13 protein-coding genes are annotated in these 16,497 nt (G+C 71.5%); 7 read left to right on the forward strand and 6 right to left on the reverse strand.

All coding sequences use genetic code 11. The features are described from left to right. Window positions 1–811 (reverse strand): class I SAM-dependent methyltransferase (locus ADL01_RS09795; protein ID WP_053741534.1); only part of this gene is annotated, 811 nt, incomplete at its 3' end. Between the two features lie 133 nt (window positions 812–944). Between ADL01_RS09795 and cobT the strand changes: the two genes are divergently transcribed. The 3 genes from cobT to ADL01_RS44610 are packed head-to-tail and all read left to right on the forward strand — an operon-like array spanning window position 945 to window position 4,717. Continuing rightward, window positions 945–2,093: a nicotinate-nucleotide--dimethylbenzimidazole phosphoribosyltransferase gene (gene cobT, locus ADL01_RS09800; protein WP_053741535.1), complete on the forward strand. Its 1,149-nt coding sequence runs from the start codon at window positions 945–947 to the stop codon at window positions 2,091–2,093. Between the two features lie 53 nt (window positions 2,094–2,146). Beyond that, window positions 2,147–3,937 (forward strand): phosphatidylglycerol lysyltransferase domain-containing protein, encoded by a 1,791-nt coding sequence (locus tag ADL01_RS09805; protein ID WP_053741536.1) that lies wholly within the window; start codon window positions 2,147–2,149, stop codon window positions 3,935–3,937. A gap of 36 nt (window positions 3,938–3,973) precedes the next feature. Next, entirely contained in the window at window positions 3,974–4,717 is a 744-nt protein-coding gene (locus tag ADL01_RS44610) for a hypothetical protein (protein WP_053741537.1), read from the forward strand. On the opposite strand, the gene ADL01_RS09815 is transcribed toward ADL01_RS44610, so the two are convergent. Further along, on the reverse strand, window positions 4,618–5,385 hold the full coding sequence (locus ADL01_RS09815; RefSeq protein WP_053741538.1) for a hypothetical protein: 768 nt from the start codon (window positions 5,383–5,385) through the stop codon (window positions 4,618–4,620). The two genes, ADL01_RS44610 and ADL01_RS09815, sit on opposite strands and share 100 nt — an antisense overlap. Window positions 5,386–5,476: 91 nt before the next feature. Here ADL01_RS09815 and ADL01_RS09820 point away from each other — a divergent pair, with 91 nt between their 5' ends. Further along, complete coding sequence (locus ADL01_RS09820) at window positions 5,477–6,274, forward strand: adenosylcobinamide-GDP ribazoletransferase (RefSeq protein WP_053741539.1); 798 nt, start codon at window positions 5,477–5,479, stop codon at window positions 6,272–6,274. 381 nt (window positions 6,275–6,655) lie between these two features. Here ADL01_RS09820 and ADL01_RS09825 read toward each other — a convergent pair whose 3' ends face one another. The 4 genes from ADL01_RS09825 to ADL01_RS09840 all read right to left on the reverse strand — a co-directional run bounded on the left by ADL01_RS09825 (window position 6,656) and on the right by ADL01_RS09840 (window position 12,537). Continuing rightward, window positions 6,656–7,306, reverse strand: a complete 651-nt coding sequence (locus ADL01_RS09825; protein ID WP_053741540.1) for a spherulation-specific family 4 protein — start codon at window positions 7,304–7,306, stop codon at window positions 6,656–6,658. A 61-nt stretch (window positions 7,307–7,367) separates the two neighbouring features. After that, complete coding sequence (locus ADL01_RS09830) at window positions 7,368–8,855, reverse strand: hypothetical protein (protein ID WP_053741541.1); 1,488 nt, start codon at window positions 8,853–8,855, stop codon at window positions 7,368–7,370. Further along, window positions 8,852–10,375, reverse strand: coding sequence for a GT4 family glycosyltransferase PelF (gene pelF / locus ADL01_RS09835; protein WP_078960417.1), 1,524 nt, complete (start codon window positions 10,373–10,375; stop codon window positions 8,852–8,854). Before pelF ends, ADL01_RS09830 begins: the two co-directional genes overlap by 4 nt. 125 nt (window positions 10,376–10,500) lie before the next feature. Next, complete coding sequence (locus tag ADL01_RS09840; RefSeq protein ID WP_053741543.1) at window positions 10,501–12,537, reverse strand: hypothetical protein; 2,037 nt, start codon at window positions 12,535–12,537, stop codon at window positions 10,501–10,503. 333 nt (window positions 12,538–12,870) lie between these two features. On the opposite strand from ADL01_RS09840, the gene ADL01_RS09845 reads away from it, so the two are divergent. The 3 genes from ADL01_RS09845 to ADL01_RS09855 all read left to right on the forward strand — a co-directional run. Then, on the forward strand, window positions 12,871–14,391 hold the full coding sequence (locus tag ADL01_RS09845) for a leucyl aminopeptidase (protein WP_053741544.1): 1,521 nt from the start codon (window positions 12,871–12,873) through the stop codon (window positions 14,389–14,391). A gap of 340 nt (window positions 14,392–14,731) precedes the next feature. Beyond that, the gene (lpdA, locus tag ADL01_RS09850; protein ID WP_053741545.1) at window positions 14,732–16,120 is read left to right on the forward strand and encodes a dihydrolipoyl dehydrogenase; all 1,389 of its coding nucleotides are present in this window, start codon (window positions 14,732–14,734) and stop codon (window positions 16,118–16,120) included. Window positions 16,121–16,179: 59 nt separating this feature from the next. Continuing rightward, the coding region (locus tag ADL01_RS09855) for a biotin/lipoyl-containing protein (RefSeq protein ID WP_324614587.1) at window positions 16,180–16,497 on the forward strand (318 nt) is incomplete at its 3' end.

The following is a 16,497-nucleotide window of genomic DNA, read 5'->3' on the forward strand; positions in this document are numbered from 1 at the left end:
TGAGAGCGCCTGTCAGGTCGTACGGGATATGGGGTGCCCGGCGGTCCGTCGCGACGATCGTGCAGTGCCGGGACTCCAGTTCCGCCACCAGGTTGGCCAGCGGCATCAGATGGAGGTGGCGGGGCTGGGCGTACCAGGGCCACCACTTGCCGAGGAGCGTGCCGAACGCGCAGTGCGGGTCCGGGACCTCGATCAGGAGGTGGCCGCCGGGGCGCAGGGCCGTCAGGGCGGCGCGGAGTTCCTCGCGGGGGTCCGGGGTGTGTTCCAGGTGGTGGAACATGCTGACGACGTCGTAACGGGCGCGCAGCCGGTTGACGATCTCCCTGTCGGTGAGGCTGCCCCGGTGGGCCTCCTCGATGTGGCCGGAGGCGCGGGCCTTCTGGACCCGGCGGGTGGTGTCCACCCCGTCGAAGGCCGTGTACGGGAAATAGCGTTTCGCCGCTGCCGGGAAGGCACCCACGCCGGTCCCCACGTCGAGCCAGCTCTCCGGCTCCGGGAAGGGGAGCATCGCGCGGGCCGCCGCGCGGTGGCGGCGGGGTGGGACCGGGTGGGGGGCCTCGGGCAGGTCCCGGTGGTGGAAGGCGAGGCCCTCGGCGGTGAGGCGGGGGGTCTGGAAGGCGTGGGCGCAGTCGCGGCACTCGTCGACGACGAACGTGCCCGGCCCGCGCCGCCCGCGCTGTCGGAGGTCCGGTGCGCGCAGGCGGGTGCGCAGCCTCCTGGAGCCGCACCAGGGGCAGTCCTCCCGGCGTGGCTCGTGGAACCCGTCGGTCCCGGTCTCCTGTGGGGCGGTCGCCTTGGGGGCGGCGGGCATGGGCGGCTCCTGCCGAGGAGGTGCTACGACATTGCGTACCAAAACGTTACGTACGGGATCGCGATCACGGGCGCAATGACATGGCTCCCACGTGACGGCACCCTGTTCGATCTCTGCCGGTACTGTTCGGCGAATGAGCTCGCTTAATCTCGACGACTTCACCGATCTGATCGAGCGCCCCGACGGCGGCGTCCGCCGCGACGCGGAGGCGCGCCGGGAGCGCCAGATCGTGCCGCCCGGGTCGCTCGGGCGCCTGGACGACCTGGGTGAGTGGCTGGCCGCGGCGCAGTCCTCCGTACCGGTACGGCCGGTCGAGCGGCCGCGTGTCGTGCTGTTCGCGGGGGATCACGGGATCGCGTCGCTGGGTGTGTCGGCGCGGCCCGCCGGCAGTGCCGAGCGGTCCGTGCGGGCCGTCCTGGACGGCTCCAGCCCCGTCGCCGTGCTCGCCCGGCGGCTCGGTGTGCCCGTCCGGGTCGTCGACATGGCGCTGGACTGCGACCCGGACGCGCTGCCCGACTCGGTCGCGGGGCACCGGACGCGGCGCGGCAGCGGGCGGATCGACGTCGAGGACGCGCTGACCGTGGAGGAGGCGGAGGCCGCCTTCCTGGCGGGGGTCGCCGTGGCCGACGAGGAGGCCGACTCCGGTACGGATCTGGTGGTGCTCGGCGATGTGAGCGTGGGCGGGACCACGGCCGCGTCGGTCCTGGTGGCCGCGTTGTGCGGGACGGACGCGTCCGTCGTCACCGGGCGGGGCGGGCTGCCGATCGACGACCTGGCGTGGATGCGCAAGTGCGCCGCGATCCGGGACGCGCTGCGCCGTGCCCGGCCGGTGCTCGGGGACCAGTTGCAGTTGTTGGCGACGGTGGGCGGCGCGGACCTCGCCGCGATGACCGGGTTCCTGCTGCAGAGCGCGGTGCGCAAGATGCCGGTGATCCTGGACGGCGTGGTGTCGGCCGCCTGTGCGCTGGTCGCGCAGCGGGTCGCCTTCCGGGCGCCGGACTGGTGGCTCGCCGGGCACAACAGCGGGGAGCCGGCCCAGGCGAAGGCGCTGGACCGGATGGCGCTGGAGCCGCTGCTCGACCATGGGGTGACCGTGGGTGAGGGCGCCGGCGCGCTGCTGGCCCTGCCGCTGGTCCAGGCCGCGGCGGCCCTGGCGGCGGAGCTGCCGGAGGTGTCCGGGACGGCGGAAACGGTGAACGCGAAAGAGGCCGACGAGGCGGCTCCGGTGGCCGAGGAGGAGACCCCGGGAGCAGCGGCGGCCGGCGGGACAGAGGCCCTCTGACCGGCGAGGCACAGGGGGCCTGCCGTGCGATGCGCCCCCTATGATCGCTCCCCATGGGAGATGCCCGGCTCACGCCGAACCATCAGCGACGTGCCAGTACCAAAGCCTCGCGGCGCGCCGGCGAGTTCGCCGTCTGGTACCTGCGGGTCGTCACCTTCGTCAATCTCCTCAGCGCGGTGTGGGTCTCTTTCGGGAACGACGTACGGCGGCACAACGAGGAGAACTTCTTCACCCCGTACCTGCTGACCGCCGGCTTCGCCTCCGGGGTGTTCACGATGTTCCTCGCGGTCACCATGCGGCGGCGCAAACGGGCCGCCTGGATCCTGAACATCGTGATCAGCTCGCTGTTCCTGCTGCTGTTCACGTTCGCCATGCTCTTCGCGGACATCCGGCAGCACGCGCAGAACTGGGTCTCGCTCATCCTGACCGCCGCTTTCGTCGCCTCACTCGTCGTGGGGCGGCGGGAGTTCTACGCCAAGGGCGACCGGTCCAACCCGCGGCTCGCCGCCGCCGTCGCGGTCGGCGGTCTGCTCGTCTCCTCGCTCTTCGCCGCGCTCCTGGTCACCGTCGCCAACGAGGCGCACGACAGCCACCGTTCGACGTTTCTGGAGCGCTGGGGCTACGGCACGATGCGGCTGATCTCCGTCGCCGCCGACGACTCCGGCTTCGCCGGGATCTCCACGCCCAACTGGGTCGACATCGTCATCAACGTCATCAGTACGGTGCTGATCCTCGCCGTCCTGTACGCCGCCTTCCGCTCCCGTCGCGCCGTCGACCCGCTCACCGAGGACGACGAGGCCCGGCTGCGCGCCCTCCTCGACCGCAACGGCGACCGCGACTCCCTCGGCTACTTCGCGCTGCGCCGCGAGAAGAGCGTCGTCTGGTCGCCGACCGGCAAGGCCGCCGTCGCCTACCGCGTCGTGGGCGGGGTCTCCCTGGCCGCCGGTGACCCGATCGGCGACCCGGAGGCCTGGCCCGGCGCCATCGACCCGTGGCTCGCCGAGGCCCGCGCCCACGGCTGGATCCCGGCCGTGATGGGGGCGAGCGAAGAGGCCGGGACGGTGTACGCGCGGCACGGCCTCGACGCCCTGGAACTCGGCGACGAGGCCCTGGTGGAGACCGCCGAGTTCACGCTGGAGGGGCGGGCGATGCGGACCGTCCGGCAGGCCTACAACCGGGTCAAGCGGGCCGGGTACACCGTGCGTATCCGCCGCCACGCGGACATCCCGGCCGACGAGATGGCGCACCTCCTGCAGCGCGCCGACGACTGGCGGGACGGCGCCACCGAGCGCGGGTTCAGCATGGCGCTCGGGCGGCTCGGCGACCCGGCCGACGGGCAGTGCGTGATGCTCGAGTGCATGGACAGCCGCGCGGGAGGAGCCGGAGAGGGGGGAGAGCTGAAGGCGCTGCTCTCCTTCGTGCCGTGGGGGCCGCGCGGGCTGTCGCTCGACCTCATGCGGCGCGACCGTGACGCCGACAACGGGCTGATGGAGTTCATGGTGATCGAACTCCTCCAGCGTGCCCAGGAGATCAAGATCACTCAGGTCTCACTCAACTTCGCGATGTTCCGTTCCGTCTTCGAACGCGGTGGGCGTATCGGCGCGGGGCCGGTACTGAGGCTGTGGCGCTCGTTGCTCAGCTTCTTCTCCCGCTGGTGGCAGATCGAGTCGCTGTACCGCGCCAACGCGAAGTACCGGCCCATCTGGGAACCCAGGTTCCTGCTCTTCGAGAAGAGCGCGGACCTGCCGCGCATCGGTATCGCCGCGGCGCGCGCGGAGGGCTTCCTGGAGGCACCGGGGCTGCCGAAGTGGCTGCACCGCAAGCACCTGGAGTCGAGGAGATGAGCACGGGGATGGGCACGCGGGGATGAGGGCCGGAAGATGAGTACGGTGGTCGGCTGGGCCCGCGAGGAATGGGAGCGGCTGTACGTCGCCGTACGTGAACCACTGCTCCGGCGGCGGTGGCGGGCGCTGCCGATGACGCTCGGCCTCGTGTGTCTGACCGTGCTCGTCCGGTTCACGCAGAACCAGACGGGTCATCAGGGATACCGGTTGGTGCAGAACCTCGGCGGCGTCCGTGCCGAGGACCCTCTGTGGGTCGCCCTTTTACGCACCCCGCTCTCCCTCTGCGTGCCCGCCCCCGACCTGCCGGTGTGGGGCGCCCTGGCGCAGATCCTGCTCGTCTTCGGCCTCGCCGAGATCTGCCTCGGCTGGTGGCGCACTCTCACGATCTCCTACGTCGCCACCCTCGCCGGCACGCTCTACGCGCGCGTGGGCATCGCCGTCGGCCCGGCGGCCCTGCTCGGACTGTCCGGCACGGACGCGCATGTCGTGGACACCGGCCCCTCGGCGGCCGTGGTGGGCCTCGCCGTGTTCCTGGGGTGGCGCTACCGCGCGTATGTGACCGCCGGTGCGGTGATCGTCGCGATGGTGGTGGAGGTGGTCCTCAAGGACAACCTCGCGGGCAAGGAGCATCTGGCCGCCCTCGCCGGCGTGGTCGTCCTGTGCGCGGGCTCGGAACTATGTCAACGGCGTACGGCGGGGGTGCCGGTCGGCGTGGGGTCGGGTCTGCCCCCGATCAGGTCCTGGACGCGGCGGCGGGGGCCGGCCCAACGGCGGTCGTGACGGTAGGCGCGCAGGACCGAGCGGGAGCGGGTGCGCGGGCGGCGGCGGTAGAAGCGCTTCGACCAGGGCGAGGCGGGGCGGGCCAGGCGGAGCGCGCCGACGAGTGCGACGAACGGGATGATCACGCCGAGGACCGCCATACGGGCCTTGCCCTTGCTCAGGGCGACGAGCGAGAAGAGGAAGTTGACGCCGACGCTGAGCATGGCGCCGCCCCGGTTCTGGACGTCCTCGTCGCTGAGGTCGTTCACCCCGAACGGCAGGAATCCCAGCAGGACCAGGCCGACCAGGGCCGCCGTCAGCACCACCACCTCGACGCTCTGCCGGCCGGCCTCGGTCCAGTAGACGTCGTCGAGGTGCAGGATCAGCGCGAACTCGTCCAGGACCAGGCCGGCGCCCATCCCGAACAGCACCGCGCACAGGCCCGCGCCGAACCCGTGCTGTCCGCTGGCCACGGCCCCGAAACCGCCCACGACACTCAGCACGACCCCGGGGACCACGTGGTGGATGTGCATCCCGCCCGCCTTGACGTTGCCGAACGGTCCTTTGCCCGCGCGGATCATGCGGGTGACGACCCGGGTGAGGAGAAACGTCAGGACGAAGGCGGCCAGCGCCAGGAGCAGCGGCAGCTTGCCCGGTTCGATGATGTTCCGCTCCAGCCAATGACCCATGGGCGCACTTTATCCAGGTATGGGAGTTCGGGAGATCTTTGTCCCCCCACCTGCCCTGGGCGGCCCGAATCTCGCCAGGTACTCTGCGCCGGTGTCCACGCCTGAGCAGCCCTCTTCCACCTCCTTCGACGGTCTCCGGTTCGCCTTCGGCACGCTGACCGTGCTGCCCGTGCGGGTGACCCGCTGGGACCGGGACGCGGCGCGCGGCGGCATGCTGTGCGCGCCGGTGGCCGGTCTGGTCGTGGGGGCGTGTGCCGCCGGGGCCGGTCTGCTGCTGCTGTTCCTGGGCGCCGGTGCGCTGCTCGCCGCCGTCGCCTCTGCCGCCGTGCCCGCCGTTCTCACCCGGGGGCTGCATCTCGACGGTCTCGCGGACACCGCCGACGGGCTGGGCAGCGGCAAGCCCGCCGCGGACGCGCTGCGCGTCATGAAGCAGTCGGACATCGGCCCGTTCGGGGTGCTCGCCCTGCTGTTCGTGCTGCTGGCCCAGGTGGCCGCGCTCGCGCAGACGTACGGCGACTCCTGGGCCCGGGGCGCGCTCGCCGCCCTCGTCTCGGCGACCGCGGCCCGGCTCGCCCTCACCCTGGCCGCCCGCACCGGCGTACCGGCCGCCCGGCCCGAGGGACTGGGGGCGGCGGTCGCGGGCTCGGTGCCCGTGGGCTCGGCGCTGCTGGTGGCGGCCCTGGTCGCGGTCGCGGCGGCCGGTCTCGGCGCCCTGTTCGGGCCGTTCGACATCGTCCGCACCTTCTTCGCGGTCATCGGGGCGTGCGCCGCCGCCGAACACCTCCTGCAACGCTGCACGCGCCGTTTCGGCGGGGTCACCGGCGATGTCTTCGGCGGCGTCGCGGAGACGGCGGCGACGGCGGCACTGGTGGTGCTCTCCCTGGGCTGAGGGGTTGGAACTGCTCGCCAAGGAGTGCGTACAAGGCCGGATTAGCTCGATCGTGTGATCGTCCGCTTGCAGGCCTGCGTCGTCCTGGGCCGTTCGGGTTAGCGTGGTTGTGCGACCTGGGACACCGGGTGCGGCGTCTGGGGGTACCCCCTCTGGGGGAGTGCGGGGCCCCTGTTCCACCGGAGGATGGTTCAGGGCCTCTCCGTCGCCACTGGCCGTGCTATCTGGCCAGGTCGTGCAGGGAACGGGCCTCCCGGGCCCGGACCACGCACAGGATGCGTGTCGCCACCCGGGGTCGAGTACGCCGGGGACCAGCTCGCCCAAGACCGTTCGGGGCGCGCGGCTGAGCGGACTCACTCCCGCTCAGTCCACAGGAACGGTTCAGCCCACCGGTACGGCGTGGGGCAGGGTGCCCCACGGATGGTCACCGGTGCCGGGTACCGCGCAGTGCAGGGCGGCGCCCCGGGTCCTGGCCTCCGTCTCGGGGTCGGCGTCCGCCGGGACCCCGTACACGAGGTGGCACAGGCGTGTTCCCGGGGAGCGCCAGGGGTGGGGGCGCTCGGTGCGGTACGTGTCCCAGGTGCCCTCGAAGGTCACCAGGACGTCGGCGATCCTGGCGTACGAGGGGTGCGGCGCGACGCCGTGGTTCAGGGCGAGGGTACGGATGCCGGCGCCCCAGGCCGCCGAAGCCAGCCGACGGTAGTGGTCGAACCCGTGCGGTCCCGAGGTGACCTGGTCGAGGAAGGCGCCGTCCGCGCCGTACCAGTCGTGGTGGCGGACCAGGTCGCGGATGACGGCGGCGACCGGCCGCCGGGCGTAGTCGGTGTCGGCGTACCCGAGCACCCGTACGTCCCGCGCGCGCAGTCGGGCGGCGATCTCGGCGAACGCCGGGTCGGGGCGGTCGCCGGGGCCGCTGGCCGGGTTCAGGACCACCCCGTACAGGCGGGGCGCGGCGGCGAGGATCGCCTCCCATTCGGCGGGGCGGACGGACGGGTGTTCGTAGTACGGGACCAGGAGACCGCTTGTGCTCATGTGGGGGCTTTCATCCGTTCGAATGCTCGGCTGTGCGGCTGTGCGGCTGTGCGATTGAGGGTCAGCGGTGGGCGGTCGCTCTGCCCATCAGGCCGCTGACCAGGGCCGCCTGGGCGGAGGCCGCCGTGCCGTACACGGTCACGCCCACCCAGTGCGGGCTGCCCGCGTGGGTCGCGAGGGCCAGGGTCTGGGCCAGGGCTGCGAGGCAGCAGATCACGGCCGCGCTGAGGATCGCGCCGAAGGACTGGAGCAGCAGGCCCGTCCACAGGACCACGCCCAGGAGCAGCAGGCCGGCCAGCCGGACGCCGGTCACGCCCGGGGCGTGCGGCCACACGGCGGCGGTGGCGAGGCCGAGGGCGAGGAGGGTGGCGAGGTAGGCGGTGAGGCAACCGGCGAGGGTGCGGGCGGTGCGGCGCCAGAAGGCGTTCGATGTGCTGCTGGAGCGGAGGGCGGCGAGGCCGCCGCTGCGGAGGCGGTGCAGGAGCCATTCGGCGGGGCCCATGCTGAGGGTGAGGGCGACTGCGCCGGGGGTGTCGCCCAGAGCGGCGTGGAGGACCAGGGTGCCGGTGCCCAGGCCGAAGAGGGTGTGGGGGAGGGAGGTGTGCAGGCGGGGGCCTTGGGTTGTTCGTCGGCTGCGGGCCGGTGGGGGCTGGTCGCGCCCACGCGGCGGCAGCCGCACATCAGGTACAGCCCCGCGCCCCTTACGTCGGCGGCTGCCGGGCGCGACTTCCAGTAGCCCTAGGATCACCACCGCCGCCAGGGAGCCCAGCAGCAGGATGACTCTCGCCGCGTCCGGCACCGGCCGGATCATGGCCAGGAGGGCGCCCGCTGCCATGGGTAGCAGGGCGAGTAGCAGGGAGCGTTCGCGGCCCAGGACCAGGAGGGCTGTGGCGGCTGCCAGGTAGCAGGACTGGGCTGCTGCGAAGGCTGCTGCGGCGGGGCCCGCCGTGCCGGTCGCGCAGAGGGCGACCAGGGAGCCCAGGAGTGCTCCGGCGGGGGCGCCCAGGAGGAGGGAGCGGCGGGCGGCGGGGCGGTCGCCCAGGCTGAGCCAGGAGTAGGCCCGGTGGGACAGGCCCTGGTTCCAGGTCCAGCCGCAGAGGGCGCCGGCGAGGAGCGGTACGGTGCCGGCCGGGAGGCCGAAGTCGCGGGGGCCGGCGAGGAGCGGGGCCCCGAGGACGTATCCGAGGCCGGGGAGGGCGAAGACGACACCTCTCAGGAGACAGCCCCACAGGCTTGTCCGCCAGGGGTCGTGGGCCGGGCCGTCCGGTTCGGGGTGGCGGCGCTCGACCCGGTCGTACAGTTCCTCGGCGAGGGCGAAGGAGTTCTTCACTCCGTACCGCTCGCGTATCTGGTCGTCGGACAGTCCGTCGGACTCCAGGAGGGCGGCTATCTCGTCCGGGTGTACGGCGGCGGCTATGAAGTCGTCCAGCCGGGCCGCGAGTTGGTCTATCGGGTCGGGCTGCGCCCAGCTGGGGGCGGTGCGCTGCCGGGGGATGGCGGGGAGAGTGCCGGGGTCCGCTCCGGGCGGCATCCAGATGCTTCCGCTCACCAGCCTGCCCCTTCCGTGGCGACGGCCTGGTACCAGGGGTCGCGTAGTTCGAGGGTCCAGTCGTCCACGGTCTCGAGGGTGGGCTCGTACACCTCGGGTCGGCCCGCGAGTTCCTGGTAGATCGTCCGGAAGGCGTCCACGGAGCGGCGGAGCGTGAAACGGTCGATCACCCGCTGGCGGGCCGACCGGCCCAGTTCCAGGCGCCGTTCGGAGTCCCGCAGGAGGGTCAGTGCGGCGGCGGCCATCTTCTCGGGCTCGCGCGGCGGGACCACGAGGCCGGTGTCGCCGACGGCCTCGCTGACTCCGCCGACGTCCGTCGAGACCGTCGTACGGCCGCAGGACATCGCCTCGATGATGGAGAACGGGAAGCCCTCGGAGATGGACGACAGCATGACGAGGTGACCTGCGGCGTAGGCGCGCCACACCTCGGTGATGCGGCCCTCGAAGGTCAGCCCGTCGGTGACGCCGAGTTCGGCGGCGAGCTTCTCCAGGCGGGTCTGGTAGGCCTCGCCGCCCGCCGGTACCGGGCCGAACAACCGCAGCCTGGTTGCGGGGAGTTCGGCGCGCACCATGGCGTAGGCGCGCAGCAGCGTCTCCAGGTCCTTGATGGGGTCGACGCGTCCGCACCAGGTGAGGGTGGGGACCTCGGGTTCGGGGCCGGCGTGCGGGAAGGCGTGCGGGTCGACGCCGTTGTAGACCGTGCGGATCCTGTCGCTGTCGGCGCCGCCGCGCTCCTCCCAGCGGCGGTTGTACTGGTTGCAGGGGGTGATGAGGTCGGCTTCGCGGTAGCCGAGGGAGTTCAGCTCGCGGTAGAAGCCGAGCATGAACGCCTTGACGGGCCAGCGCTGTTCGGCGCTGCGGTAGCCGAGGTAGCGCTCGCGCAGATAGATGCCGTGCTCGGTGAGGAGGAACGGCACCCCGTCCAGTTTGTTCGCGGCGAGCGCGGGCAGGGTGGCGAGGCCGCTGCTGACGGCGTGGGCGACGGAGTCCTCGGGGATGCGGGTTCCCAGCGGCCGAAGTGCGTGCTCCAGCAGGTCGGTTGCCGTCAGGGCGTCGTGAACTGTCGGGCGGGCTTGGGCGGTCGGGAGATGCGGCATCGTCCATATCCACATCAGCGAGCGCAGCGCCGATTCGGTGCGCAGGGCCACCGACAGGCGTCCGTCGCGGGCGAGTTCGGCGAGTTCGTAGAGTGCCTCGCCGAAGTCGCAGGGTGCCGCCGGGTCCAGGAAGGACAGCAGGAAGCGTTCGTAGGAGTCGATGAACCGGCGGCGGGAGCGGCCCAGCGGCCCTCGTGCGCGGCCTGGTCGCGGTCCCCAGGTCGGCACGGAGGTGTGGCGGTAGACGTTCGGCGGCAGCTCCCAGGTCACGGGTTCGCGGCCGCTGCCGGTGAGCGAGACTATGTGGAAGTCGACCTCGGGCATGCCCTTGACCAGCTGGTCGCACCAGGTGCTTACCCCTCCATGGACGTGCGGGTAGGTGCCTTCGGTGAGCATGGTGACGTGACGGCCTGTGCGGAGCACTCCGTGGCTCTCCCCTGTACGGAATCTGTGGGGGGAACCGCGGACCGGTGCCGACTGCGGGTTCGCTGTGGCCGGTCGCGCAGTTCCCCACGCCCCTTCAGGGCGCTGCCCTTCAGGGCGCTGCGCTACGGCAGGTTGAGCTTCAGCGCGGACTGGAACGCGTCCGGTGTGGTCCAGGCCGAGAGGCGGCCCGCGTACGGGGTGCCGAACGCCGTGGTGCCGAGCGGGAGTTGCTTGGTGGTGCCCGCCGGTGCGGTGACCGGGATGCGGGTCCCGTTCGGTGCGGTGACCGTGACGGTGTTGCCTACGCGGTACGCCGTGACGGTGCCTTTCGCGACGGCGGCCTGCCAGGCGGCCCGGCGCTGGAGTTCCGTGCCGATGGCGCTCTGCCGGGGGTTCTCCAGCGGGGTGTTGTCGGCGAACAGTGCCCGGTAGTCGGCGAGGACCCTGTCCAGCACCGGGTACAGCGTGCGGTCCTCGGCCAGGTTGGACTGGTGCGCGTAGTGCGGACGCGGGTCGCCCGAGATTGCGTGCCCGAGTGCGGTGCGCGCCTCCTGCGGGACGATGTACGACAGGTAGCCGGTGGCCGTGTCCAGCGGCTGGGCCAGGCAGGTGGACGTCGGGTTGTTCTCGCAGACGCCGCTGCCGCCGTCGGCCGCCGAGGCGTAGATCCAGTTGTACTCGTCGGCCATCTCGGCGTTCGTGCCCGTGTTGTAGTACACGTTCATCGGGTAGCGCGGCACGGTCAGTGTGCTTGCGCCCACCGAACGCTGCTGCGGCTCGCGGGAGTTGTCGGAGGCGGTCCACCGGACGCCGTTGTCGGAGAGGGCGCCCGCGAGGTTCGGGTTGTCGTCGGGCTGCTGCGGCAGCGTCTTCAGGCCCGAGTGCTCACCGGTGACCAGTTCCGCGCGGTCGGTCGAAAGACCGTGTGTGACGCCCCAGTTGTAGTTGTTCGCGATCTCCGCAGAGATGTCGGCGCGGCTCATGTACCGCGTGGCGCCGTTCGCGTTCTTCGCGCAGCTCCAGGGCACGGTGGAGGTGTCCTGGACGCAGCCGAGGTACTGGTGGGTGTATGTGTGGTTCACCCAGCGGTACTTGGCCTTGTCGGCGAGGAGCTGGTCGGCGAGGGCGTCCGTGCCGCCGTTCTCGCTCTTCCATTCCTCGCCCGACCCGGCGTTGTAGACCATGTCGAGGGTGAGGCCGCTGCTCTGCTGCCACTGGGCCGCGTACGCCGCGTCGGCCGCCGTCATCCGGATCGGTGTGGTGCCCTCGCCGTCACCGCCCACGCAGGTGAAGTCGCCGGGGGTGCAGTTGCGTGCGGTGTCCCAGCGGCTGTCGGGCGCGAAGACGTCGTCGACGTGGACGGAGAAGGAGTTGCGGCTCTGCCCCAGGTGCACTCCCTGGGTCAGCCACTCCACGATGCCCCGGGCCAGTACCCGGAACTGCTGCTGGTACGCGTTGTACGCGAACGTCACGACGAGTTCGCGCCGCCCGTCGTGCGCGTACTCGCCGATCAGGCTGCCGCGGCCGGTCCCGCCGGGCACCGCGGTGTCGACGTAGCTGGTGAAGCCCGTGCGAGGAGCGGCGACGAAGCCGTAACTCTCCTGCACGGAGGGCGAGTTGTCCTCGAAGGTGAGCGGTCCGTCGAGGTAGCCGAAGTATCCGGCCCGGCCCGCGTCGGTGATGGCGGCGGCCTGTCCGTCCAGCGTCCCGGAGTAGGAGCTGTAGTCGAGGCCGACCTCCGGGTGCGCCCAGGTGTAGGCGTCGACCTGCGGGATGCCGTACGTCTTCTCGTACGCCTCCAGGGCCGACTGCTCGGCCGAACCCGCCCCCAACGGTGCCTCGTTGGGCAGCACCACGCCCTGGTACTTGGCTCGGGGCTTCCCGTTGACCTTGTCGCTCAGGAACGCGGCGTTGACCGTCGGGCGTTTCGCGTCGTTCAGATCGACGGTCGTATAGGGGATGCCCGTGTCCGCCAGTTGGGCCGTGATCGCGTCGACCGGGCTGTCGCCGTTGTCCACGACGAGCACTCTCAGGTCGATGCGCGGCTCCGCGGCCGCCGCCGCGCCGGGTACTCCGAGCCCCAGGGCCAGCAGTCCGGCGGCCGTCGCGACAACGGCCGCGTCCCGGGAAAATGTCCATCTGGGCGCTATCTGCGCCATGTTCGCCCCTCCCCCACCAGTCCCCCCTCGGCGGTCAATTCCGAGCGGGATCCGTGGAAATCATGCATAAGCGGTGACCAACCCACTGACTACAACTGCACGAGTGTGACTCAGGTCACCGGAAGTGAAGGGTGGGAAATGACCAGGACGCCACTGACAGGTGAACGTCCGCAGGAATGAGCGAAACCGGCCGCCGAGCGTAGGCTCGTGCCGAGGGTGCCCACCCTGGCTCCGACAGCCCCTGGGGCCGGATTTAGGGTCACTTGTCGGGCCTGGTCGACCCATTGCACTCGGCCACAGAAACCTTTCAATCGGAAGCGAGAATTCACCACCGTGACTGCTCTCACTCTCAGCACCGCCGCGGTGCCCGGCCTGCGGGCCGACGCGATCGTCGTCGGTGTCGCCAAGGGCGGCAAGGGACCGGTCGTCGCACCGGGCGCCGAAGCCGTGGACCAGGCGTACGACGGCAAGCTCGCCGACGTCCTGGCGACCCTCGGCGCCTCCGGTGCCGAGGGCGAGGTGACCAAGCTGCCCGCCCCGGCCGGCTTCAAGGCACCCGTCGTCGTCGCCGTGGGCCTGGGCGCGCTGCCCAAGAAGGACGAGGCCTTCGGCGCCGAGTCGCTGCGCCGGGCCGCCGGTGTCGCCGCCCGTACCCTCGCCGGCGCCAAGAAGGCCGCCTTCGCCCTGCCGATCGAGGACGCCGCCGACGCCGGTGCGATCGCCGAGGGCGCACTGCTCGGGGCGTACACGTTCGACGCGTACAAGGAGATCGGCAAGAACGCGAAGAACGGCAAGGCGCCGCTCGGCGAGGTCGCCCTGCTCGGCGGCAAGCCGCGCGACGCCGCGTTCAAGGCGGCCGTCGCCCGTGCCACCGCCGTGTCCGAGGAGCTCAACCGCGCCCGCGACCTGATCAACACCCCGCCGAACGACCTCAACCCGGAGGCCTTCGCCGCCGTCGCGCAGGCCGCGGCCGAGGAGCACGGCATCCAGGTCGAGGTGCTCGACGTGGAGGCACTGGAGGAGGGCGGCTACGGCGGCATCCTCGGCGTCGGCGTCGGCTCCGCCGCCGGTCCCCGGCTGGTGAAGCTGACGTACACGCACGAGGCGGCCACCAAGCACCTCGCCTACGTCGGCAAGGGCATCACCTACGACTCGGGCGGCATCTCGCTCAAGCCCGCCGGGCACAACGAGACGATGAAGTGCGACATGAGCGGCGCGGCGGCGGTCTTCGCCGCGGTCGTCGCCGCCGCGCGGCTCGGCCTCGAGGTCAACGTCACCGGCTGGCTGGCGCTCGCCGAGAACATGCCGTCCGGCTCCGCCACCCGTCCCGGTGACGTGCTGCGCATGTACAGCGGCAAGACCGTCGAGGTCCTCAACACCGACGCCGAGGGGCGTCTCGTCCTCGCGGACGCCCTGTGGGCCGCGTCGGCGGAGGAGCCGGACGCGATCGTCGACGTGGCGACGCTGACCGGCGCGATGGTGCTGGCGCTGGGCAGCCGGACGTACGGGATCATGGCGAACGACGACGCGTTCCGCTCCGCGGTGCACGAGGCGGCGGAGGAGGTCGGGGAGGCGGCGTGGCCGATGCCGCTGCCGGACCACCTGCAGAAGGGGATGGAGTCGCCCACGGCCGACATCGCCAACATGGGTGAGCGGGCCGGGGGCGGGCTGGTCGCGGGGCTGTTCCTGCGGGAGTTCGTGGGTGAGGGGATCACCTGGGCGCACCTGGACATCGCCGGGCCCGCGTTCAACGAGGGCGGTCCCTTCGGGTACACCCCCAAGGGTGGGACCGGGACCGCGGTGCGGACGTTGGTGCGGTTGGCTGAGTTGACCGCCGCCGGCGATCTCGGCTGAGGGTGTTTTAAGGGGCTTTGAGTGGCGGGACCCCGTGGGCGGGTAGTCCGGGGTCCCGTTGCGCCTCATAGCTCGATACCTGGTGTGCTCTGGCGGGTGCGGGCCGTGTGTGGCTTGTCGCGCAGTTCCCCGCGCCCCTTGGGCGGGTGTCCTCGCCGTCCTTCTCCACGTGTGGGGTGTCTCTCACACCAGCCCGGCGTCTCTTCCGCGTCCGACAAGTGCGAAGATGGGCTCGGCAGGACAGGGCCCCCACCACAGGGCCGAAGAAAGAGCGGCCGGACACCAGCCGCCGCCCGGTCACTGACGACCGGCGTACGGCGCAATGCATGGAGGACGTGACGTGGCGAACGACGCCAGCACCGTTTTCGACCTAGTGATCCTCGGCGGTGGCAGTGGCGGTTACGCCGCGGCGCTGCGCGGGGCACAGCTGGGGCTTGACGTCGCCCTGATCGAGAAGGACAAGGTCGGCGGCACCTGCCTGCACCGGGGATGCATTCCCACCAAGGCCCTGCTGCACGCGGGCGAGATCGCCGACCAGGCCCGCGAGAGCGAGCAGTTCGGTGTGAAGGCCACCTTCGAGGGCATCGACGTCCAGGGCGTCCACAAGTACAAGGACGAGGTCATCTCGGGCCTGTACAAGGGACTCCAGGGCCTCGTCGCCTCTCGCAAGGTCACCTACATCGAGGGTGAGGGGCGCCTTTCCTCCCCCACCTCCGTCGATGTGAACGGGCAGCGCATCCAGGGCCGCCACGTCCTGCTGGCGACCGGCTCCGTGCCGAAGTCGCTGCCGGGCCTGGAGATCGACGGCAACCGGATCATCTCCTCGGACCACGCCCTCGTCCTGGACCGGGTCCCGCAGTCGGCGATCGTCCTCGGCGGCGGTGTCATCGGCGTCGAGTTCGCGTCCGCGTGGAAGTCCTTCGGTACGGACGTCACGATCATCGAGGGCCTGAAGCACCTGGCTCCCCTCGAGGACGAGAACTCCTCCAAGCTTCTTGAGCGCGCGTTCCGCAAGCGCGGCATCAAGTTCAACCTGGGCACCTTCTTCTCGAAGGCCGAGTACACCGCGAACGGTGTCAAGGTCACCCTCGCCGACGGCAAGGAGTTCGAGGCCGAGGTGCTGCTCGTCGCCGTCGGCCGCGGCCCGGTCTCGGCCGGTCTCGGCTATGAGGAGCAGGGCGTCGCGATGGACCGCGGCTATGTCCTGGTCGACGAGTACATGCGGACGAACGTGCCGACCATCTCCGCCGTCGGTGACCTGGTCCCGACGCTCCAGCTCGCGCACGTCGGCTTCGCCGAGGGCATCCTGGTCGCGGAGCGTCTGGCCGGTCTGAAGGCCGTGCCGATCGACTACGACGGCGTGCCCCGGGTGACGTACTGCCACCCCGAGGTCGCCTCCGTGGGTATCACCGAGGCCAAGGCCAAGGAGATCTACGGCGCGGACAAGGTCGTCGCTCTGAAGTACAGCCTCGCGGGCAACGGCAAGAGCAAGATCCTCAAGACCGCGGGCGAGATCAAGCTCGTCCAGGTCAAGGACGGTGCCGTGGTCGGCGTCCACATGGTCGGCGACCGCATGGGCGAGCAGGTCGGCGAAGCCCAGCTGATCTACAACTGGGAGGCGCTGCCGTCCGAGGTCGCGCAGCTCATCCACGCCCACCCGACGCAGAGCGAGGCGCTCGGCGAGGCCCACCTGGCCCTGGCCGGCAAGCCGCTGCACGCCCACGACTGACCCTCGGTCGACGGACGACGACACAGACTTCCGCAATTCGTTAAGGAGCAACCGAAACCATGGCGGTTTCCGTAACCCTTCCGGCGCTCGGTGAGAGCGTCACCGAGGGCACTGTCACCCGGTGGCTGAAGGCCGAGGGCGAGCGCGTCGAGGCCGACGAGCCGCTGCTGGAGGTGTCGACCGACAAGGTCGACACCGAGATCCCCTCGCCCGTCGCCGGCATCCTCGCGTCCATCAAGGTCGCCGAGGACGAGACCGTTGAGGTCGGCGCCGAGCTGGCCCTCATCGACGACGGCACGGGCGCGCCTGCCGCGGCCCCTGCCCCGGCCGCAGCGGAGGTCGCCGCTCCGGCGCCCGCCCCCGCCGCACCGGCCCCG

The organism is Streptomyces sp. NRRL WC-3618 (assembly GCF_001280005.1).
Taxonomy (GTDB): domain Bacteria; phylum Actinomycetota; class Actinomycetes; order Streptomycetales; family Streptomycetaceae; genus Streptomyces.

Bases quoted from the DNA above. Each gene is read 5' to 3' on its own strand.
- ADL01_RS44610 (WP_053741537.1), top strand. From the start codon at position 3,974: ATGAGTACGGTGGTCGGCTGGGCCCGCGAGGAATGGGAGCGGCTGTAC.
- ADL01_RS09825 (WP_053741540.1), bottom strand. From the start codon at position 7,306: ATGAGCACAAGCGGTCTCCTGGTCCCGTACTACGAACACCCGTCCGTC.
- ADL01_RS09840 (WP_053741543.1), bottom strand. From the start codon at position 12,537: ATGGCGCAGATAGCGCCCAGATGGACATTTTCCCGGGACGCGGCCGTT.
- ADL01_RS09805 (WP_053741536.1), top strand. From the start codon at position 2,147: ATGGGAGATGCCCGGCTCACGCCGAACCATCAGCGACGTGCCAGTACC.
- ADL01_RS09815 (WP_053741538.1), bottom strand. From the start codon at position 5,385: ATGGGTCATTGGCTGGAGCGGAACATCATCGAACCGGGCAAGCTGCCG.
- cobT (WP_053741535.1), top strand. From the start codon at position 945: ATGAGCTCGCTTAATCTCGACGACTTCACCGATCTGATCGAGCGCCCC.